Source organism: Burkholderia sp. LS-044 (genome assembly GCF_004803625.1).
GTDB classification, from domain to species: Bacteria; Pseudomonadota; Gammaproteobacteria; order Burkholderiales; family Burkholderiaceae; genus Burkholderia; species Burkholderia cepacia.
Genome location: NZ_SSWO01000010.1, coordinates 104,328 through 125,254, shown reverse-complemented (window position 1 = coordinate 125,254; position 20,927 = coordinate 104,328). Strand labels below are relative to the sequence as shown.

The 20,927-nt window shown below is 68.9% G+C and carries 16 protein-coding genes; 6 read left to right on the top strand and 10 right to left on the bottom strand.

Annotated elements, in window-relative coordinates:
- Window positions 1-105: 105 nt before the first annotated feature.
- The 3 genes from E9536_RS24970 to E9536_RS24960 are packed head-to-tail and all read right to left on the bottom strand — an operon-like array spanning window position 106 to window position 3,418.
- Window positions 106-1,317: a benzoate/H(+) symporter BenE family transporter gene (locus E9536_RS24970; protein WP_059697979.1), complete on the bottom strand. Its 1,212-nt coding sequence runs from the start codon at window positions 1,315-1,317 to the stop codon at window positions 106-108.
- A 55-nt stretch (window positions 1,318-1,372) separates the two neighbouring features.
- The gene (locus E9536_RS24965; protein WP_034190734.1) at window positions 1,373-2,548 is read right to left on the bottom strand and encodes a VWA domain-containing protein; all 1,176 of its coding nucleotides are present in this window, start codon (window positions 2,546-2,548) and stop codon (window positions 1,373-1,375) included.
- 27 nt (window positions 2,549-2,575) lie between these two features.
- Window positions 2,576-3,418 carry a MoxR family ATPase gene (locus E9536_RS24960; protein WP_021158556.1) on the bottom strand — a complete coding sequence of 281 codons (843 nt, stop codon included), beginning with the start codon at window positions 3,416-3,418 and terminating at the stop codon, window positions 2,576-2,578.
- 234 nt (window positions 3,419-3,652) lie between these two features.
- Between E9536_RS24960 and E9536_RS24955 the strand changes: the two genes are divergently transcribed.
- Together E9536_RS24955 and E9536_RS24950 are read left to right on the top strand one after the other, a co-directional pair.
- Window positions 3,653-4,012 carry a c-type cytochrome gene (locus tag E9536_RS24955; protein ID WP_021158557.1) on the top strand — a complete coding sequence of 120 codons (360 nt, stop codon included), beginning with the start codon at window positions 3,653-3,655 and terminating at the stop codon, window positions 4,010-4,012.
- Between the two features lie 38 nt (window positions 4,013-4,050).
- Window positions 4,051-4,410, top strand: a complete 360-nt coding sequence (locus E9536_RS24950) for a cytochrome c (RefSeq protein ID WP_059697976.1) — start codon at window positions 4,051-4,053, stop codon at window positions 4,408-4,410.
- Window positions 4,411-4,509: 99 nt separating this feature from the next.
- On the opposite strand, the gene E9536_RS24945 is transcribed toward E9536_RS24950, so the two are convergent.
- Window positions 4,510-4,944, bottom strand: a complete 435-nt coding sequence (locus E9536_RS24945) for a DUF1841 family protein (RefSeq protein WP_027786805.1) — start codon at window positions 4,942-4,944, stop codon at window positions 4,510-4,512.
- Between the two features lie 282 nt (window positions 4,945-5,226).
- Here E9536_RS24945 and E9536_RS24940 point away from each other — a divergent pair, with 282 nt between their 5' ends.
- On the top strand, window positions 5,227-6,156 hold the full coding sequence (locus E9536_RS24940; protein WP_060085995.1) for a DMT family transporter: 930 nt from the start codon (window positions 5,227-5,229) through the stop codon (window positions 6,154-6,156).
- A gap of 143 nt (window positions 6,157-6,299) precedes the next feature.
- On the opposite strand, the gene nth is transcribed toward E9536_RS24940, so the two are convergent.
- Window positions 6,300-6,944: an endonuclease III gene (gene nth, locus E9536_RS24935; protein ID WP_042976184.1), complete on the bottom strand. Its 645-nt coding sequence runs from the start codon at window positions 6,942-6,944 to the stop codon at window positions 6,300-6,302.
- Complete coding sequence (gene rsxB, locus E9536_RS24930) at window positions 6,941-7,924, bottom strand: electron transport complex subunit RsxB (RefSeq protein ID WP_059697974.1); 984 nt, start codon at window positions 7,922-7,924, stop codon at window positions 6,941-6,943. The genes nth and rsxB overlap by 4 nt, the downstream gene beginning before the upstream one ends.
- A 156-nt stretch (window positions 7,925-8,080) precedes the next feature.
- On the opposite strand from rsxB, the gene E9536_RS24925 reads away from it, so the two are divergent.
- Window positions 8,081-8,713: a TetR family transcriptional regulator gene (locus tag E9536_RS24925; RefSeq protein ID WP_021161256.1), complete on the top strand. Its 633-nt coding sequence runs from the start codon at window positions 8,081-8,083 to the stop codon at window positions 8,711-8,713.
- Between the two features lie 87 nt (window positions 8,714-8,800).
- Here the strand turns inward: E9536_RS24925 and phaZ are convergent, their stop codons facing one another.
- Entirely contained in the window at window positions 8,801-10,279 is a 1,479-nt protein-coding gene (gene phaZ, locus E9536_RS24920; protein ID WP_060349751.1) for a polyhydroxyalkanoate depolymerase, read from the bottom strand.
- A 211-nt stretch (window positions 10,280-10,490) separates the two neighbouring features.
- Entirely contained in the window at window positions 10,491-12,320 is a 1,830-nt protein-coding gene (locus E9536_RS24910) for a glycoside hydrolase family 15 protein (RefSeq protein WP_021161258.1), read from the bottom strand.
- 166 nt (window positions 12,321-12,486) lie between these two features.
- Between E9536_RS24910 and E9536_RS24900 the strand changes: the two genes are divergently transcribed.
- Entirely contained in the window at window positions 12,487-13,731 is a 1,245-nt protein-coding gene (locus E9536_RS24900; RefSeq protein ID WP_027786811.1) for a lactonase family protein, read from the top strand.
- A 94-nt stretch (window positions 13,732-13,825) separates the two neighbouring features.
- Here E9536_RS24900 and E9536_RS42180 read toward each other — a convergent pair whose 3' ends face one another.
- Entirely contained in the window at window positions 13,826-18,760 is a 4,935-nt protein-coding gene (locus tag E9536_RS42180) for a DNA translocase FtsK (protein WP_136471046.1), read from the bottom strand.
- Window positions 18,761-18,939: 179 nt separating this feature from the next.
- Window positions 18,940-19,485 (bottom strand): META domain-containing protein, encoded by a 546-nt coding sequence (locus E9536_RS24890; RefSeq protein WP_059697969.1) that lies wholly within the window; start codon window positions 19,483-19,485, stop codon window positions 18,940-18,942.
- A gap of 213 nt (window positions 19,486-19,698) precedes the next feature.
- On the opposite strand from E9536_RS24890, the gene purT reads away from it, so the two are divergent.
- Window positions 19,699-20,913 carry a formate-dependent phosphoribosylglycinamide formyltransferase gene (gene purT, locus E9536_RS24885; RefSeq protein WP_059590653.1) on the top strand — a complete coding sequence of 405 codons (1,215 nt, stop codon included), beginning with the start codon at window positions 19,699-19,701 and terminating at the stop codon, window positions 20,911-20,913.
- Window positions 20,914-20,927: the final 14 nt, after the last annotated feature.

Genomic DNA, 20,927 nt, shown 5'->3' with positions numbered 1-20,927 from the left:
CGCGGCGGCGAAGCGAAGCGGCGCCGGGCGCCGCTTCCAAGCCATCATTCTAGGCCCGATTCGCGTCGAGCACGTTTTGGCATGGCCGGCGAGCGCCGTGCCGCATTACGCGGGGCGGCGCGCGTTCAGGATCACTTGCGTGACGATCCCCGCGACGAGCCCCCAGAAGGCCGAGCCGATCGACAGCAGCGTGAGGCCCGACGCGGTGACCATGAACGTGACGAGTGCGGCTTCGCGCTGCTTCACGTCCTGCATCGCGTTCGCGAGGCCGCTCATGATCGAGCCGAACAACGCGAGCGCGGCGACCGACACGACGAGCGCCTTCGGCAGCGCCGCGAACAGCGCGGCGATTGTCGCGCCGAAGACGCCGGCGACCAGGTAGAACATGCCGCACCACACGGCGGCCGTGTAACGCTTCGCGTGATCCTCGTGCGCTTCCGGGCCCGTGCAGATCGCGGCCGTGATCGCCGCGAGGTTCACGCCGTGCGAGCCGAACGGCGCGAGCAGCAGCGATGCGAGGCCGGTGGTCGCGATCAGCGGCGACGACGGGGTCTGATAACCGTCCGCGCGCAGCACCGCGATGCCCGGCACGTTCTGCGACGCCATCGCGACGACGAACAGCGGAATGCCGATGCTGACGATCGACGCGATCGAGAACGCCGGCATCGTGAACACGGGCTTCGCGAACGCGATGTGAAAGCCGCTGAAGTCGAGCAGGCCGAGGCCGCCGGCCACCGCCGTGCCGACGATCAGCGTCGTCGGAATCGCATAGCGCGGCGCGAGCCGCTTGACGATCAGGTACGTGAAGAACATCGCGAGCACGAGCGCGGTCTGGAACTGCGCGGCGCGGAAGATCTCGATGCCGATCTCGAACAGGATGCCCGCGAGCAGGGCGGCGGCGATGCCGGCCGGAATCTTGCGCATCAGCGTGTCGAACAGCCCGCTCACGCCGACGGCCGTCAGCAGCACCGCGCAGACGACGAACGCGCCGATCGCCTCCGGGTAGGGCACGCCGGGCAGCGACGCGATCAGCAGCGCGGCGCCGGGCGTCGACCACGCGACGACGACGGGCGCGCGAAAGCGCAGCGACAGGCCGATCGTCGTCAGCGCCATGCCGATCGACAGCGCCCAGATCCACGACGAGATCTGCGCATCGGTGAGGTGGGCGGCGCGGCCGGCCTGGAACATCAGCACGAGCGAGCTCGTGTAGCCGGTCATCATCGCGACGAAGCCGGCGACGAGCGCGGACACGGACGTATCGGCAAAAAAACGGCGGCCGCCGGCGCGGCTGGCGCTCGCGGTGGGCGAGGGGTTCATGCTATCTCCGGGGGGAGGCCGCTCGGAGGCGACCTTCGTGTCTTGGTGGGTGTCGTTACTTGCTGAGTGCGCGCATCGCGGTTTCGAGGCCCGCGAGCGTGAGCGGATACATGCGATGGCCGAGCAGGTCGCGGATTACCGCGACCGACTGCCGGTATTCCCATAGCCGCTCGGGCTCCGGGTTCAGCCATGCATGATGGGGGAACTGGTCGGCGAGGCGGCGCAGCCAAACGGCGCCGGCTTCCGGGTTGTTGTATTCGACCGAGCCGCCGGGCTGCAGCACTTCGTACGGGCTCATCGTCGCGTCGCCGACGAAGATCAGCTTGTAGTCGGGCGTGAACTTGTGCAGCACGTCCCACGTCGCGGTGCGTTCCGAGTGGCGGCGGCGGTTGTTCTTCCACAGGTGGTCGTACACGCAGTTGTGGAAGTAGAAGAACTCCAGGTGCTTGAATTCGGCCTTCGCGGCCGAGAACAGCTCCTCGGTGCGCTTGATGTGATCGTCCATCGAGCCGCCGACGTCGAGCAGCATCAGCACCTTCACGTTGTTGTGGCGCTCGGGCACCATCCGCAGGTCGAGCCAGCCCGCGTTCGCGGCGGTGCTGCGGATCGTGCCGGGCAGGTCGAGCTCCTCGGCCGCGCCTTCGCGCGCGAAGCGGCGCAGCCGCCGCAGCGCGACCTTGATGTTGCGCGTGCCGATCTCGACGGAATCGTCGTAGTCGCGGTATGCGCGCGCCTCCCACACCTTGACCGCGGTGCGGTTGCCGTTCGACGGGCCGCCGATGCGCACGCCTTCCGGGTTGTAGCCGCCGTGCCCGAACGGCGACGTGCCGCCGGTGCCGATCCACTTGTTGCCGCCTTCGTGGCGCTCCTTCTGCTCGTCGAGCAGCGCCTTCAGGCGCTCCATCAGCTTGTCGAGCCCGCCCATCGCCTCGATCTGCGCCTTCTCCTCCGGCGACAGCTCGCGCTCGAGGCGCTTTTCGAGCCAGTCGAGCGGAATGTCGAACGCTTCGGACGGCAGCGCGGACACGCCGTGGAAATACGCGCCGAACGCCTGGTCGAACTTGTCGAAGTACTGCTCGTCCTTGACGAGCGTCATCCGTGCGAGGAAGTAGAACGCGTCGATCGACGGCGAGATCAGCCCGGCCTTCAGCGATTCGAGCAGCGTCAGGTATTCCTTCACCGAGACGGGCAGCTTGGCTGCGCGCAGCGCGTAGAAGAAATTGAGCAGCATGGCCGGGCCTTCGCGGGTGAGGGGGGATTACCGGTTGTGCCGGTTCATGTAGACGAGCCGCTCGAGCAGGCTCAGGTCCTGCTCGTTCTTCAGCAGCGCGCCCGCGAGCGGCGGCACGATCTGCTTCGCGTCCGCGCCGCGCAGCGCGTCGGCCGGGATGTTCTCGGCGAGCAGCAGCTTCAGCCAGTCGAGCAGCTCGGACGTCGACGGCTTCTTCTTCAGGCCCGATACGCCGCGCAATTCGAAGAAACTCTCGAGCGCGGCGCGCAGCAGCTCCTCGCGGATGTCGGGGAAGTGCACCGCGACGATCTTCTGCATCGTCGACGGGTCGGGGAACTGGATGTAGTGGAAGAAGCAGCGGCGCAGGAACGCGTCGGGCAGCTCCTTCTCGTTGTTCGACGTGATGATGACGAGCGGGCGGTGCTTCGCACGGACCGTCTCGCGCGTCTCGTACACGTGGAATTCCATCCGGTCGAGCTCGCGCAGCAGGTCGTTCGGGAATTCGATGTCGGCCTTGTCGATCTCGTCGATCAGCAGCACGCTCGGGTGCTCGGCGTCGAACGCCTGCCACAGCACGCCCTTGACGATGTAGTTCGAGATGTCCTTCACGCGCTCGTCGCCGAGCTGCGAATCGCGCAGCCGCGACACGGCGTCGTATTCGTACAGGCCCTGCTGCGCCTTGGTGGTCGACTTGATGTGCCACTGCAGCAGCGGCATGTCGAGCGCGGCGGCCACTTCCTCGGCGAGCATGGTCTTGCCGGTGCCGGGCTCGCCCTTGATCAGCAGCGGGCGTTGCAGCGTCAGCGCGGCATTGACCGCGAGCTTCAGATCGTCGGTGGCGACGTAGTGCGAGGACCCTTCGAAACGCATGGCGGCGCTCTTCTCAATCGCGAAAAAAACCCAGTATAAGTCAGAAGGGCTGTCCGGTTGGGCCGCGCCCGCGTATCGTTGCGGGACTGTGGCGGGGCGCCTTGTGGACGGGTTCCCCGCCGACGCGGTACAATCTGGCCGTTTTTTTTGGCCTGCGTGGCGACCGACAAGCAAAACGGCGCGGGCCGTTGCCGCTTCGGCGCCAGTTTCCCCTCAAGCTAGGTTACAAGAGCTATGAACAAATTCGTCGGCAAACACGTCGTTGTCGCAGCGCTCGTGGCGCTCGCGGGCAGCGCGCAGGCGGCCGGTGTGGTCGGCAACCCGAAGGACGGGGCGAGCAAGGTCGCCATGTGCATCGGTTGCCACGGCATCCAGGACTACCGCGCGGCGTACCCGGAGGTCTACCGGGTGCCTGTCCTCGGCGGCCAGAACCAGCAATACCTCGAGAACGCGCTGAAGGCCTACCGCAAGAAGGATCGTCACTTCCCGTCGATGAATGCGATCGCCGGTTCGCTGACGGACCAGGACATCGCGGATCTGTCGGCGTACTACGCCGCCCAGAAGGCCGACTCGAAGGACAACCCCTACAAGTAAGCGCGCGCCGCCGATCTCTCGGCGGGACAGGAGCATTCATGAACAACGCATTCAAGACGGCGGCGGTTGCACTGGCGGCCGGCCTCGCGATCGGTACCGCGCACGCGGCGGATATCTCGAAGGGCAAGGAACTGGTCGAATCGCACAACTGCGCCGCCTGCCACGGCGCGCAGATGAACAAGCCGATCAACGCCGAATATCCGCGCCTCGCCGGCCAGCATGCCGACTACCTCGTGTGGGCGATGCGCCAGTACCAGATGGGCCTGACGAATCCGCTGCTCGGCCGCAACAACGCGATCATGCAGGCACAGGTGCAGAGCCTGTCGGTCAGCGACATGAAGGACATCGCGGCCTACATCGAGTCGCTGAAAGAGACCGATCTCGTGTTCAAGAAGTAAGCGCGACGGGCCCGGCGGGCCCGCGCAGCAAGGATACCCCGCCCTGGCGGGGTATTTTTTTACCCGCGCGCCGGCGCCCGCGGCGCGCCGCGGCGGTGCTCAGTCGCGCGATGCGCGGCGCAGGATGCGCTGCAGGTACGCGTCGGTATCGGGCGGCGTGTTCGTGCGCTGGGCTTCCCAGATCGTCTCGCCGAGGCATTCCATGATCACGTGCTGCGCGTCGTGGGTCGAGTCGAGCTTCGCCGCGAGCTTGTCGTGCGCGGCGCGGATGCCGGGCGGCTGGTCGATCGACAACTGCTCGCTGATCGCGAGATGCATCGACAGGTGCAGGAACGGGTTCGTGCGGCCTTCCTCGGGCGTGTACTCGCGCGCGGTGGCGCCATCGGCGTCGGCGAGTTCGTCGTGGTATTCGGGATGCTCGACGATCCAGTCGGCTGCCATCGCTTCCAGCGGCGTCAGGATCTCGCCGGCGCGCTGCTTGCGCCAGGTCTCGGTGAAAAAGCGACGCACTTCGTCGCGGCTTGGATTGAACATGGTGGGGAAACGTCGTGATTCGGACGGCTTGATGCCGCGTCGCGCATTGTACGCCGGGTCGGCGGGCGGCGCTGGCGGCGGGTTTGGCGCGATCGCGTGGCCGCAGCGGCGGTGGCCCGCGGGCCTTGCGGGTGAGCGGCGCGGGCCGGTGGCGTGCGCCGCCGGTGCCGGGTAACGGGTAAGCGTGGGGTAAGCGCGGGGTAAGCGCGGGCTAGGCTCGCGGCCGCCGCGCCGTTACACTCCAACGCTTCCCGTCACCGCACCGTTCTCATCCGTTCCGTCATGACCGCCACCGCTCGCCCATCGTCCGCAGCCCTGCAGGGCACGCTTTACGTCGCGCTATCCGCCGCCGCGTTCGGCGCGATGGCGATCTTCGGCCGCTACGCGTATGCGGCCGGTGTCGACGTGCTCGGGCTGCTGATCGTGCGCTTCGCGATCGGCGGCGCGGTGCTCGCCGCGATCGCACGGCATCGCCGCGTCACGTGGCCGCGCGGGCGCGCGCTCGCGCCGCTCGTGGCGATGGGCGCGCTCGGCTACGTCGGGCAGTCGTTCTGCTACTTCAGCGCGCTGCAGCACGCGCAGGCGAGCCTTGTCGCGCTGCTGCTGTACCTGTATCCGGCCTTCGTCACGCTGCTGGCCGCGTGGTGGCTCGGCGAGCACCTCACGCGCGCGAAGGCCGTCGCGCTGGTGCTGTGCGTCGCGGGTTCGGCGCTGATGGTCGGCGGCGGGCATGGCGAGCCGCTCGGGATCGCGCTCGCGCTGGCCGCCGCGGTGATCTATTCGCTGTACATCGTCGGCGGCACGAAGGCGACGCGCGGCGTCGATCCGCTCGCGACCACCGCGATCATCTGCCTGTCGGCGACCGCGACGCTCGTGGCGATCGCCGTCGTGCGGACCACGGCGTTCGGCGCGCCGCCGCGCTGGCCCGCGACGGCCGGCGGCTGGGCGTCGATGCTTGCGATCGCGCTCGTGTCGACGGTCGCGGCGATGATCGCGTTCTTTGCGGGGCTCGAACGGCTTGGGGCCGCGCGCACGTCGATGCTGTCGACGCTCGAACCGGTCGTGACGGTCGCGCTGGCGGCGCTGCTGTTCGGCGAGGCACTGTCGCCGCTGCAGTGGGCGGGCGGCGTCGCGATCCTGGCTGCCGTGCTGGCGCTGGTGCGCGCGGGCGGCGCGGCGGCCGACGATGCGACCGCGACGTCCAACGCATAGTCGGGAAGGGGGAATCGGCGGCGCGGATGGCTACGCGCTGTCGCGGCCGCGGTTTGCCGGCGGAGGGCGGCCGGTGGGGCGTGCGTCGAGCGTCGGGCCGCATGGCGTCCGGCGGCTTGCGGCAGGCCGGCCGCGGTTGCGCGTCACTCGTTGGGCGGCGGGGTCTTCGGCCTGAATTCGCACAGCGGCTCGATCGCGCAATGCCAGCATTCGGGCTTGCGGGCCTTGCACACGTAGCGCCCGTGCAGGATCAGCCAGTGATGCGCGTCCTGCAGGAACTCCTTCGGCGTGAACTTCTCGAGCGCGGCCTCGACGGCGCGCACGTCCTTGCCCGGCGCGAGCCCCGTGCGGTTCGCAACGCGGAAGATGTGCGTGTCCACCGCGATCGTCGGCTGGCCGAACGCGGTGTTCAACACGACGTTCGCGGTCTTGCGGCCGACGCCCGGCAGGCCTTCCAGCGCTTCGCGATCGGCCGGCACCTCGCCGTCGTAGCGGTCGAGCAGGATCCGGCACGTCGCGACCACGTTCTTCGCCTTGGTCCGGTACAGGCCGATCGTCTTGATGTACTCGGTGACGCCTTCTTCGCCGAGTGCGACGATTTGTCGCGGGGTGTTCGCGACCGGAAACATCTTCCGCATCGCCTTGTTGACCGATACGTCGGTCGCCTGAGCGGACAGCATCACGGCGATCAGCAGCTCGAACGGCGTCGAGTATTCGAGCTCGGTGGTCGGATGCGGATTGAGGCTCTGCAGCGTTTCGTAGATCGCGCGTCGTTTGCTGGCGTTCATGGAGCGTTCTGGTCGGGCGGTGCGGACGGGCCGTCGTTGCCTGCGTCGTTTTCTTCGTCGTTGCCGCTCGCGGCCGCCGCTTCGGCGTCGCGTTGGGCCTGCTGTTCCGCGAGCCGCTTGCGGCGCGCCTCGGCGGCGTCGATCTGCGCCTGGACGGCCGCGCTCACGCCCTCGGTGTTCTTCGGCCCGGCACCTTGCCCGGACAGTTCTTCCTTCTTCTTGCGCGCACGCTCGAGCGCGGCGGCGATGATCGCGCGCTTCTTCGCTTCGGCGTCATCCGCGGCCGGTGCGGCGGATGGCGTTCCCGCGGAGGCCGCGGCCGGCTTCGCGGCGCTGGCCGCGCGGCGTGCGGCCGCGCGCGCTTCGGCGGCTTCGCGTTCGCGGCGCTGGCGCGCGAGCCGCAGGTCGTGGCGTTCGCGCGCGGCATCGGCCTGTTCCTGCGACCACGCGTCCCAGCCGGTGCGTTCGCCGGTCACCGGCAGCATTGCGATGCAGTCGACCGGGCAGGGCGGCACGCACAGGTCGCAACCCGTGCACAGCGACTCGACGATCGTATGCATTTGCTTCGGCGCACCGACGATCGCGTCGACCGGGCACGCCTGCATGCACAGCGTGCAGCCGATGCACAGGCTTTCGTCGATGAAGGCGACGGCGCGCGGATGCTCGCTGCCGTTCACGGGGTTCAGCGGAATCACGGGCTTGCCGAGCAGGCCCGCGAGGCGCGCGATGCCTTCGGCGCCGCCGGGCGGGCACTGGTTGTAGTTCGCGTCGCCGGCGGCGATCGCCTCGGCGTACGGCCGGCAGCCGTTATAGCCGCACTTCGTGCATTGCGTCTGGGGAAGCAGATCTTCGATGCGATCCGCGAGTGTTTTGGAGTCGGTCACGGTGACAACGGGCGCAGCGGCGCCGAATGGCTCTCGGCCGCTTCGGGCGCGGCCGGAAAGGTTTGCCAAAGCTCGATTATCGCCGATTTCCCGCATTGCGCTGGACGCCGTCTGTGCGCATAATCGAACCGCTTTTTTGCAGGGGCTCAGCAGGAGGGCGGCCGCCCGCGGCGCGCCCGTTCCAGGGCGGCCGGCGCCGAGGCGGTGGGGGTGCCGGTCCGGATCAAGCGGCTCACATAGCAAAACGCCACCATGAATCAGCCAAAAATCAAAAGAGATCCTGAAGGTACGCGCCGCCGCATCCTGATGGCGGCAGCCGAAGAGTTCGCGAGTGGAGGGCTGTTCGGCGCGCGCGTCGACCAGATCGCGCGCCGGGCCGAAACCAACGAGCGCATGCTCTATTACTACTTCGGCAGCAAGGAGCAGCTGTTCACGGCCGTGCTCGAACACGCGTTCTCCGCGCTGACCGAGGCCGAGCGCGTGCTCGACCTCGACGGCGTCGCGCCGGTGGAAGCCGTCACGCGGCTCGCGCATTTCGTCTGGGACTACTACCGCGACCATCCGGAACTGCTCAGGCTCATCAACAACGAGAACCTGCACGAAGCGCGCTACCTGCACAAGTCGACGCGGATCCGCGAGATGATGTCGCCGATCGTCGCGAAGCTCGGCAACGTGCTGACGCGCGGCCAGAAGGCCGGGCTGTTCCGCACCGACGTCGATCCGCTGCGCTTCTATGTGACGCTGTCGGGGCTCGGCTACTACATCGTGTCGAACCGCTTCACGCTCGCCGCGACGCTCGGCCGCGATTTCACCGACACCGACGAACGCGCCGAGATGGTCCGCATGAACACCGAGTTGCTGCTCGCGTATCTGCTGCGTCGCTGACGCACCGGCCGGCCGAAGCGGTCGAAGGATGCAAAAACGCCGCCGTGCGCAGGCAACGGCGGCGTTTTTTCGTCGGAACGCGGTGCGTCAGGCGGCCTTGCGCGTACGCACGGCCTTGACGCGCGGGCCGCCGGCGGCGCGTTTCGCGGCCGGTGCGGCCTTGGCCGGCGCCGCTGCGACTGCCTTGGCGGGGGCCTTCGCGCGCGTGCGCTTCGCCGCGGTGGCGCGCGTCGTTTCGAGCGGCGCATGGCTGGTCGGCACGGCGGAGAGCGTCTTGGGCGCCGGCGCATCCGCGGCATCCTTCGTCGCGCCGTGCTTCGGCTCCGGCGCATGCTCGCGGATGAAGTCGCGCAGTTGCGGATAGATGATCGTGCGCCAGCGGCGGCCCGAGAAAATCCCGTAGTGACCGCACTTCTCGGCGGTCAGGCTGCGGCGCTGGTCCTGCGGGATGCCCGTGCACAGCTCGTGCGCGACGTGCGTCTGGCCGCTGCCGGAGATGTCGTCGAGTTCGCCTTCGATCGTCATCAGCGCGGTACGCTTGATGTCCTGCGGACGCACGCGCTCGCCTTCGACATCCCACGTGCCCTCGGCCAGCCGGAATTCCTGGAACACGATGCGGATCGTCTCGAGGTAATACTCGGCGGCCATGTCGAGCACCGCGTTGTATTCGTCATAGAACTGGCGGTGCGCTTCGGCGTCTTCCTCGTCGCCGCGCAGCAGGCTCTGGTAGAAATCCCAGTGCGACTGTGCGTGCCGCTCCGGGTTCATCGCGACGAAACCCGTGTGCTGAAGGAAGCCCGGATACACCTGGCGGCCTTCGCCCGGGTAGTTCGCGGGCACCGTGTGGATCACGTTGTTCTCGAACCACGCGGTCGAGTGCTGCGTGGCGAGCGAATTCACCGACGTCGGGCTGCGGCGCGCATCGATCGGGCCGCCCATCATCGTCATCGTGAGCGGCGTGTCCTCGCCGCGGCTCGCCATCAGCGAGATCGCCGCGAGCACCGGCACCGTCGGCTGGCACACCGAGATCACGTGCAGGTTGCGCGCGCCGATGTGACGGATGAATTCCTGGATGTATGCGATGTAGTCGTGCAGGTGGAACGGGCCCACCTCGACCGGCACCATCCGCGCGTCGATCCAGTCGGTGATGTACACCTTGTGATCCTGCAGCAGCGTGCGCACGGTGTCGCGCAGCAGCGTCGAGTGGTGGCCCGACAGCGGCGCGCAGACCAGCACGACCGGCTCGTCCTTCAGCTGCGTGACGGCGTCGGCGTCGTCCGAATAGCGCTTGAAGCGCAGCAGCCGGCAAAACGGCTTCTCGACGATCGTCTGCTCGACGATCGGGATGTTGTGGCCGTCCTTGACGATCTGGTGAATGTTGAACTCGGGCTTCTCGTAATCCTTGCCGAGCCGGTACATCAGCTCGTACGCGGCGGCCATCCGCGGCGCGCCGGGCATCAGCGAGAACGGGCTGGACGGATTGGCGAACGATTTGGACGCGGCCTGGGCCCAGGCCGTCAGCGGGCTCAGCATGGCTCGCTGGAATTCGTGCAGTTGGTAAAGCATGCAGACTACTCCCGCGTGGGGGACGGTGCGCAAGGGCGGCGTGAGGCGTCGCGGCGTGCCGTGTGGGTCAGCGGCCGGCCATGTTGCACTGCAGCCGGACAATCGCGTCGATCATATCGGACAACGATGGGTGGTGCAATGCAACATTTCCCCGATTTTTCATCAAAGTTTTGCGATTTGACGTTCTCTGAACAAGCCGCTCGCGCCCCGTTCAGCGCCCCGTGGCGACGGCCGGCGCCGGCTGGCCGGCCGCGCGCGCCATCGCGTCCTCGTGGTGCATCAGGTTCATCGCGGTATGCACGAGCGCCACGTGCGAGAACGCCTGCGGGAAATTGCCGACGAGCCGCCCGGCCACCGGGTCGTATTCCTCGGCGAGCAGCCCGAGGTCGTTCGACAGCGCGAGCAGCCGGCTGAACAGGCGGTGCGCGTCGTCGATCCGGCCCAGCAGCGCATAGTTGTCGACCAGCCAGAAACTGCACGCGAGAAACGTGCCTTCGCCGGGCGGCAGGCCGTCGTCGTATTCGGTCGTGCGATAGCGCATCACGAGCCCGTCGTGCAGCAACTCCCGCTCGATCGCTTCGACCGTGCCGACGATGCGCGGATCTTCCGGCGGCAGGAAGCCGAGCAGCGGCATCAGCAGCACGCTCGCGTCGAGTTCGTCGCTGCCGTAGCTCTGTGCAAACGCCCGTTTGCTTTCGTGCCATGCGTTGTTGCACACGTCGGCATGGATCTGCTCGCGCAGCGCGCGCCAGCGGTCGAGCGAGCCGGGCAGCCGGAACATCTCCGCCGACTTGATCGCGCGGTCGAACGCGACCCACGCCATCACCTTCGAGAACGTGAAATGGCGGCGGCCGCCGCGCGTTTCCCAGATGCCTTCGTCGGGCTCCTGCCAGATCTTCTCGAGATGGTCGAGCAGCGCGCACTGCACCGACCACACCGTGTCGTCGGCCTGCAGGCCGCCCACGCGCGCCAGGTGCAGCGCGGCCATCACCTCGCCGAACACGTCGAGCTGGAGCTGGTTCGCGGCGCCGTTGCCCACGCGCACCGGCTTCGAGTCCTGGTAGCCGGGCAGCCAGTCGAGTTCCATTTCCGGCAGCCGGCGTTCGCCGGCGATCCCGTACATGATCTGGATCTGTTCGGGCGAGCCCGCCATCACGCGGCCGAGCCACGTGCGCCACGCGCGCGCCTCGTCGTAGTAGCCGCCGCGCATCAGCGCGAGCAGCGTGATCGTCGCGTCGCGCAGCCAGCAGTAGCGGTAGTCCCAGTTGCGATTGCCGCCGATCTTCTCGGGCAGCGACGTGGTCGGCGCCGCGACGATCCCGCCGGTCGGCTCGTACGCCAGCGCCTTCAGCGTGATCAGCGAACGGCGCACGGCGGCCGCGTAGCGGCCCTGCACCTGGCAGCGGCCCGACCATTCGAGCCAGTAGTTCTCGGTGCGCGCGAGCATCGACAGCGGATCGCGTGCGGGCGGCAGCCGCATGTGCGACGCCGCATAGCTGAGCGAGAACGGCACGCGTTCATCGGCGTTCACGGTGAATTCCGCGAGCGTATGGAGGTTCTTGCCGGTGAGCGGCACCGGCGTGCGCAGCACGACGGTGTCAGGGCCCGCGATCGCCTTCATGCCGTCCTCGCGGGTCAGCTGCGTGACCCACGGAATCGAGAAACCGTAGTCGAAGCGCAGCACGAGCTCCATGCGCATCTTCATCGTGCCGTGGCGGCCGATGACGATCCGCACCAGCTCGGACCAGCCGTTGCCGGGCGGCATGAAGTCGACCACCGTGACGGCACCGTCGGCGCTTTCGTAGTCGGTTTCGAGAATCAGCGTGTCGCCGCGATAGCGGCGCGACGTGTGCGTGATCGCGGCATCGGCGGCCGGCGCGAGCAGCCAGCGGCCGTGCTCGGGGGTGCCGAGAAGCGCCGCGAAGCAGGCGCCCGAATCGAAGCGGGGCCAGCACAGCCAGTCTACGGAGCCGTCTTTGGCGACCAGCGCGGCGGTGTGGCCGTCGCCGACGAGGGCGTAGTCTTCGATCAGGGCAGGCATGGGCAGGCGATCCTTGGGTATTCGAGTTCACAATGCGGACGGCGGCGGCCAAGGCTTCACGCGCGGGCGCCGCGCCCCGTATACTCGGCCGGGCGGCGGAGCGCATGAACGGCCGGCGTTTCGTCCTATCTCAACACTTGAAGCGACTCGATGCAAGGAGGATTCAATGCCCAACCGTTTACGCGAGCGTGACGCACGCGCTTCGACACGAGGGTTCCCGCTTAGGCTCGCTCACTGGATGAAAGGTTTCGCGATCGTGCTCTCCCTTTCCGCGACCCATGCATTTGCGCAGCAATCGCCCGCTCCGGCCGACGGCGTGTACAACCTGCTCGTGGGCACCTACACGGGCGGCGGCAGCGACGGGATCTATGTTTACCGCTTCGATACGAAAACCGGCAGCGTTGCGCCGGTGTCGTCGGCGAAGACGGTGAATCCGTCGTATCTGTTGCCGAGCCGCGACGGTCGTACCGTCTACGCGGTCAACGAACTGCCCGGCGACGACGGGCCGGCGTCGCAGCGCGGCGGCGTCAGCGCCTTCCGTTTCGACGCGAAGACGGGCGCGCTGAGCTTCATCGACCGCGTGTCGTCGGAAGGGAACGATCCTTGCTATCTCGCGCTGTCGCCGGACGGCAAGTACCTCGTGACGGCCAATTATTCGGTCGCGAAGGATCCGGGCGGCAGCTTCGCGGTGTTTCCGCTGCGCGACGACGGCGCGGTCGGCCAGGCCGTGCTGACGGTGCACCACGAGGGCACGGGGCCCGTGAAGGGCCGTCAGGACGGCGCGCACGTGCATTCGACGGTGTTTTCGCCGGATGGCCATTACCTGTTCGTACAGGATCTCGGCGCGGACAAGGTCTACGGCTACCGGTACACGGTGGACGGCAGCCGCGGGCTGATCAGCCCGACCGACACGCGCTACACGCCGGTCAAGGCGGGTTCGGGCCCGCGTCACATGGTGTTCAGCGCCGACGGCCGGTACGCGTACGTGACGAGCGAGCTCAACGCGGCGGTCGAGGTGTTCGGCTACCACGACGGCAAGCTGACGCCGGTCGAGACCGTATCGATGACCGCGCCGGGCTTCAAGGGCAAGGTCGGCGGCGGTGCGATCCACCTGTCGCCTGACGGCCGCTTCCTCTACGTGAGCAACCGCGGCGATGCGAACGACCTGGTGATCTACGCGGTGAACCAGGCCGACGGCCGGTTGAAGCCCGTCGGCCGCCAGTCGAGCCTCGGCAAGACGCCGCGCGAGTTCCTGATCGACCCGACCGGCAAGTGGCTGATCGTCGGCAACCAGGACAGCGATACGTTCTACGTGTTCAGCCGCAATGTGGAAACGGGGCAACTGGGCCCGAATCCGCAGAAGGTGGCGGTCGGCAAGCCGGTCGACTTCAAGCTGGTGCCGGTGCAGTAAATGACAAAGGGCGCTGCCGATGCAGCGCCCTTTGCTTTCCGGGGCGGCCGGTTTCCCGGTGGCCCGCATCGGTGGACGGCCGCCGCCGCCGCGCTCAGTCGGCCGCGGCCGGCACGAGCACCTCGCGGCTGCCGTTGATGCCCATCGGCGACACCAGCCCGGCCGCCTCCATCTGCTCGACGAGCCGTGCGGCGCGGTTGTAGCCGATGCGCAACTGCCGCTGCACCGACGAGATCGACGCGCGCCGCGTGCGCACGACGAACGCGACGGCTTCGTCGTACAGCGGATCGGCTTCCGCGTCCGGCGCATCGCCGAACAGGTCCTGCGTCGCGCCGTCGGCGGCCGGGCCGTCGAGGATCCCTTCCTCGTACTGCGGTTCGCCGAACTGTTTCAGGTACTCGACGATCCGGTGCACTTCCTCGTCGGCGACGAATGCGCCGTGCACGCGCTGCGGGTAACCGGTGCCCGGCGGCAGGAACAGCATGTCGCCCATCCCGAGCAGCGATTCGGCGCCCATCTGGTCGAGAATCGTGCGCGAGTCGATCTTCGACGACACCTGGAACGCGACGCGCGTCGGGATGTTCGCCTTGATGAGGCCCGTGATCACGTCCACGGACGGGCGCTGCGTCGCGAGGATCAGGTGGATGCCGGCCGCGCGCGCCTTCTGCGCGAGACGGGCGATCAGTTCCTCGATCTTCTTGCCGGCCACCATCATCAGGTCGGCGAGCTCGTCGATCACGACGACGATCAGCGGCAGCGTCGACAGCGGCTCGGGGTCCTCGGGCGTCAGCGAGAACGGGTTGCCGATCTTCTTTTCCTTCGCTTCGGCGTCGCGGATCTTCTGGTTGAAGCCCGCGAGGTTGCGCACGCCGACGGCCGACATCAGCCGGTAGCGCTTCTCCATCTCGCCGACGCACCAGTTCAGCGCGTTGGCCGCGAGCTTCATGTCGGTGACGACCGGCGCGAGCAGGTGCGGGATGCCTTCGTAGACCGACAGCTCCAGCATCTTCGGGTCGATCATGATGAGCCGCACGTCCTCGGGTGTCGCCTTGTACAGCAGCGACAGGATCATCGCGTTGATCGCGACCGACTTGCCCGAGCCCGTCGTGCCCGCGACGAGCATGTGCGGCGCCTTCGCGAGATCGGTGACGACCGGATGGCCGGTGATGTCCTTGCCCATCGCGATCGTCAGTTGCGAGGCCGAGTGCTGGTACTGGCGCGACTCGAGGATTTCAGACAGGCGGATCATCTGGCGCTTCGCGTTCGGCAGTTCGAGGCCCATGCAGGTCTTGCCGGGAATCGTCTCGACGACGCGGATCGACGTGAGGCCGAGGCCGCGCGACAGGTCCTTCATCAGCCCGACGATCTGGCTGCCCCGCACGCCGAGCGCGGGTTCGATCTCGAAGCGCGTGATCACGGGGCCGGCCGATGCGCCGACCACCGTTACCGGCACCTTGAATTCCTGCAGCCGCTGTTCGATGACCTGCGCGGTTTGCGCGAGGTGTTCGTCGGTGATCGTTTCGATGTCGTCGGACGCGGGTTCGAGCAGGTCGAGGGTCGGCAGTTCGACGTTGAACGTCGCGGGCGCGTGGAATTCGAACGCGTTCGGGCGCGGCGGGCGGGCGGGGGTGTCGGGGGCCGGGGCGGCGGGTTCGGTTGTTGCCGCGGCGGCGGTCGCTTCTGCCGGCGGGGCAGCGGGAATTGCCGGTACGGGCGTGACCGCCGCCGGTGCGGACAGGCTCGCGCCGGGGATTGTCGTGGCAGGTTGCGGGGCTGCGGCTGCCGGTGTCGCGGCGACGTTCGGCACGTGCCAGCTTGCCGGCGACGAGGCCGGGGTGGGGGCGGGCGGGGCTGCGAACGTCGTGGCTTCGATCGCGGCAGGTGCGGAAGCGATCGACGGAGTCGGTGTCGCGGCGGTTGCCCCGAAGGACGGCAGCGAGCCGGTCGGAGCGACGGGCGAGCCGGAGATCGGTTGCGCCGGAGTCGCTGCGGCGGACGTGATCGGTGCGACGGCGCCGGGGGGCGGTGCCGTCGTGTCGGAAACGGCCGAAGGCACGGGCAGGCTTGTGGCCGGCTGCGGTGCGACCGCGCCGGAGGTGCCGAACGTGCCGAATGTCGTACCCGTCGATGAGCTTGCCGGATTGGCCTGCGTCGGCGCGGGCGAGCCGGACGCGGTGTTCACGGGCATCGCGGTGGCGAGCGCCGGTGCGAGAGCCGATGCGGGCGCGGTCGAACCGGATGTCGAAGCCGACGTGCCGGCCGTCGACGGAGTCACGACGGGCGATGTGGGCATCGATGCACGGGGGAACGAACCGTAAGTCGTGCCCGTTTCGTTGACCGGGGCTGTCGACGCAACCGATGCAACGGTCGATGTCGACGCGGCCGGCTGCGAAGGCGAAGCCGACGCAGTACCAGCTACGCGGACCGGGGATGTCGATGGGGCGGATGCAGGTGTCGGTGCCAATGCGGCCGGCTGCGAAAGCGAAGCCGATGCAGTACCGGTTACGCCGACCGGGGTTGCCGATGGGGCGGATGTAGCGGTCGATGCCAATGCGGCCGGCTGCGGCAGTGAAGCCGACGCAGTACCGGTTACACCGATTGAGGATGCTGTTGCACCCGATGCAGCGGTCGATGCCGATGCGGCCGGCTGCGAAAGCGAAGCCAACGCAGCGCCGGTTGCGCCGATTGCGGATGTCGACGCGACTGATGCAGCGGTCGATGCCGACGCAGGCGACTGAGCAGACGAACCGGATGTCGTGCCGGTCACGCGATCCATCGAAGCGGAATCGGCGACAGGCGATGTCCCCGAAGCGAATGCAGGTGCTTGCGCGGCCAAGCCTTGAGCGGTGCCGACGAGCGGCGACGCAGCAGCCGAAGCCGTCTGCGTTGCGGCGGCAAACGGTTGAGCGGCGACCGGCGATTTCGGCAATTCCACGGCGACGGTCGCACTCGTCGGGGCAGATTGCGCCGTCGACGGTTTCCAAGTCCATTCCGCTGCCGGCATGGAGCCCTGAGCGCTTGCCGACGGCGGTGCCGTAGGTTCTGCTGCGTCCGCCTTGACGGCTTCCGGTGCTGCACCCGACGCGGCCGATCCCGACGTTGCCGACACCGCCGCAAACGGCCAGGCTTCGGCACTTGCGCGTGACGTCGTTTCGGTGATCGGCGAAGAGGGGAGGGCAGCGAACGGAGCGATGTTCCCGGCCGTTTTCACGTCGGCGTGCGCATCGTCGATGCCCTGCGGTACGCGGGCCGATGCGATGTGATCGATTGCGGCAGCCGGTTGCGCCGTGTACCTGTCGTCGTTATCGACGGGCGCCGGCAGGTTGCTCGCGGCGATGTCGCGAGCCGCCTCGCGCCTGGGTTGCGCGGCGGCAGCATCGGCCGGTTCCGATTCCGTCGCGTCCGTCGACGACTCGGCGGCCGGGTTCCACGCGGATGCGTCGAACGCGGAAACCGGCCGGCTGGCGAGGTCTTCCCACGGTGCGAGGTCGATGGGCGCGTCGAACGAGGGTGAGGGTGCGGGCGGGATTCCCGGCGTCGGCGCGGCAGGCGCATCGTCGGCGTACCGGATCTCGTCGTCGGCGTGACGCGAAAACGCGGCATCGTCGCTGCCGGTATTCGGCAGCGCGTGCGGGGCGGCCGCGTCGAGCGCCACGGTGCCCGCATCGGCACCCGGTGCATGAACAGCGGGCGCCGCCGGCATGAACGCGTCGAGCACGATCGGTGCGTTGTCGTCGTACGCCGGCGCCGCATCGTGCGCGAGCGACACAGCGGCGTCATGCGCGGCGAGGCCGTGGGTCGCGGCGGCGATCCCGGCCGGCGCGGTCGGCACGGTCGGCATGGTCGATGCGGCCGCCGATGCCGGCGCCGCAACGCCGGCTGCTGCCACGGCCACACCGGCCACGGTAGCGGCTGCGGCGGCAGCGTGCCCGGCGCCGGCCGACTGCGCACCGCCCAGCGTCGCCCATTGCGCGGTGCTGGCCTCGATCGAGCGCAGCGTGTCGTGCACGCTCGGTGCCGGCGCGATCGGCGCGGCGGGTTTTTCCGTCCATGCATAGAGCGGCGCACGCGCCGGTGTTTGCGGCGCCGGACGACGTCGTGCCGTATCCGCAGGCTGACCGGCCGAACCTGCGCCTGCGACGGGGCGTACCGGCGGGCGCTGCGGCTGCGCGGCGGCAGGCCGCGGCGTGACCGTGGTACGCGGCGTAGCCGGCTTCAACGCGGCCGTCGCCGGTCGCGCGGCTGTCGGCCGCGGGCGGACGGGTTCGAATCCGACGGGAAGCGGGGCTGGATCGGGGCGCGGGACCTGCGAATTCGCCGCTGCGCGCGCCAGGCTCGCGGTGCTGCCGGTCGTCGGTGGCGGCATCGCGCTGGCCGGGGGGATCGGTGCGGGCTGCGTCGGCGCGCGCTGGGGCGCGGTCGGCTTCAACCAGCCCGACGGCGCGACGGGTTCCACGTGGGGGCGCGGGGGCGTGCTGCTGCGCGGCTTCGGCCGCGCCTGCGGATCGGGTTTCCACAGCGTCGGACGCGAATACCGGCCGTTCTGGCGCGGCGCCATCGAATTGACGGTGTGCGCGGTGGTCGGCTGTACGACGTCGTCGTCGCGATGCAGCGCGCTGCGCGGCAGGTCGGCAATGCCGCGGGCGTCGTCGTCGCCGCCGTCGCGCGACAGCTTGACGCCGAACGACGTGTCGACCCAGGCGGCGAACTGTCGCCAGCCGATGCCGGTCAACCAGGGCAGCCCGGCGAAGAACAGCACGACCATCGCGACCGGCGTGCCGATCGGGCCGAGCACGTGGGCGAAGCCTGCCGAGAACGCATGGCCGAGCGCGTTCGTGTCGGGGCCCGACAGCGGGCTCGTCAGCGTGCAGCTGGCCACGAACACCGCGGCGAAGCCGAGCCACAGACGGATCGAGCCGCGGCCGGCGAGGCCGCCGCCGCCGGGCAGCATCGCCTGCACGAGACGCCAGAAGAGAAGGAGGAACCAGACGGCGGAGATGCCGAACCAGCCGAAGACAACCGTGTGCATGCTTTGAAACAGGAGTGGGGAGGGGCGCGCGGGGCGCGACCCGCCGAGTTTAACCGGCCGGCGAACAAGACTCTAACGCGGCGTGCATCCGCTTCACGCCGCGCACGTGGGTGCGCGGCACACGCGCGTGGCGCGCCACGCGAAGGCGGTCGGTCGGCCTTCGCGCGCGCGGTGCTGCATCAGGGGCTCCGGTGCGTGAAGGTCAGCGTTGCGCCGGACGCGGTCACGATCTGCAATTGCTGCGGCTCGCGCATCTGCACGCCGGTCTTGTCGATGTGGGCGAGTGCGTCGAGGTACGCGGGTTCGAGCTGGCCGCCGAGCGTATTCGGGCAGGCCATCCGCGTGCCGGCGAGCGGCCCGAAGCTCAACAGGCCGTTCTTGATCGCGTAGGTGCCCATGTAGCGGTTGCAGCCCGAGAACCCGCTCGCGCGCCGGATGCCCGACTCGGTCGACAGCGCGAGCTTGATCGGCTCGCCGTTGTCGCCGTGCGGGATCGCGCGCTGCGTGCCGTCGGCGTTCAGCCAGCTGGTGAGCTCCCAGCTCGTGTCGTCGAGCAGCTGGACGGCGGCCGGGTTGTACGGGTCGGGCGCGGGGGCGGCGGAATCGGGGTGGGTCGGCATCGCGCAGGCGGCGAGAAGCGTGGCAAGCGTCAACGCGCAGAGCGGCGCGCGCAACGGGCGAAGCAGGCCGGTGCGTGCGCGTGCGGCCGCGGACAGGTGGGACATGAGCCTCGTTCCTCATCGGATTCTGATCAAGGCGTAAGAGTAACGCACCCGCCCCGCGGCAGGCGAGCCGACACTTCGCGCGTGAAAACGTTCGCAGCCCGCTCGCGAGCGGCCCGAGGCGGGGCGGCGGCACGGCGAAACGCGCCAAACCGGTGTCGTGGCGCGTGTTAACATCGGAGCCGTTTTCGTCCTCCACCAGAAGCGGGTAATCACATGCAGATCGGTCAGCGGCTCGGTACGCCGCTCTCATCCTCGGCCACGCGCGTCATGCTGCTCGGCGCCGGCGAGCTCGGCAAGGAAGTCATCATCGCGTTGCAGCGTCTCGGTGTCGAAGTCATCGCGGTCGACCGCTATCCGGACGCACCCGGCCATCAGGTCGCGCATCGTGCGCACGTGATCGACATGACCGACGCCGCCGCGCTGCGCGCGATCGTCGAGGCCGAACGCCCGCACCTGATCGTGCCCGAGATCGAGGCGATCGCGACCGACGCGCTCGCGGCGATCGAGGCGGCCGGTCTCGCCGAGGTGATCCCGACCGCGCGCGCGACGCAGCTCACGATGAACCGCGAAGGGATCCGCCGGCTCGCGGCCGAGGAGCTCGGCCTGCCGACGTCCCCGTATGCGTTCGCGGATTCGTTCGAAGCGTTCAGCGCGGCCGTCGCGAAGATCGGCATGCCGTGCGTCGTGAAACCCGTGATGTCGTCGTCGGGCAAGGGGCAGTCGGTCGTGAAGACCGAAGCCGACGTGAAACCGGCGTGGGACTACGCGATGGCGGGCGGGCGCGTGAACCACGGCCGCGTGATCGTCGAAGGCTTCATCGATTTCGACTACGAGATCACGCAGCTCACCGTGCGCGCGATCGATCCGGCGACGGACGCCACGCGCACCTATTTTTGCGAGCCGGTCGGCCACGTGCAGGTGGCGGGCGACTACGTCGAGTCGTGGCAGCCGCAGCCGATGAGCGCGGCGGCGCTCGAGAAGTCGCGCGAGATCGCGCACAAGGTCACCGAGGCGCTCGGCGGGCGCGGGCTGTTCGGCGTCGAGCTGTTCGTGCGCGGCGACGACGTGTGGTTCTCCGAGGTGAGCCCGCGGCCGCACGATACGGGCCTCGTCACGCTCGCGTCGCAGCGCCAGTCGGAGTTCGAGCTGCACGCGCGTGCGATTCTCGGGCTGCCGGTCGATCCGGCGCTCGGTTCGCCGGCCGCGTCGGCCGTGATCTACGGCGGGCTCGACGAGCGCGGCATCGCGTTCGAAGGCGTGCGCGACGCGCTTGCGGTGCCGGGCGCCGACCTGCGCCTGTTCGGCAAGCCGGAAAGTTTTGCGAAGCGGCGCATGGGCGTCGCGCTGGCCACCGGCGCGACCGTCGACGAAGCCCGCGAACGCGCGAAGCGTGCCGCCGCGGCCGTCCGGCCCGTGTCGGCGCGCTGACGTAACCAGGAGAG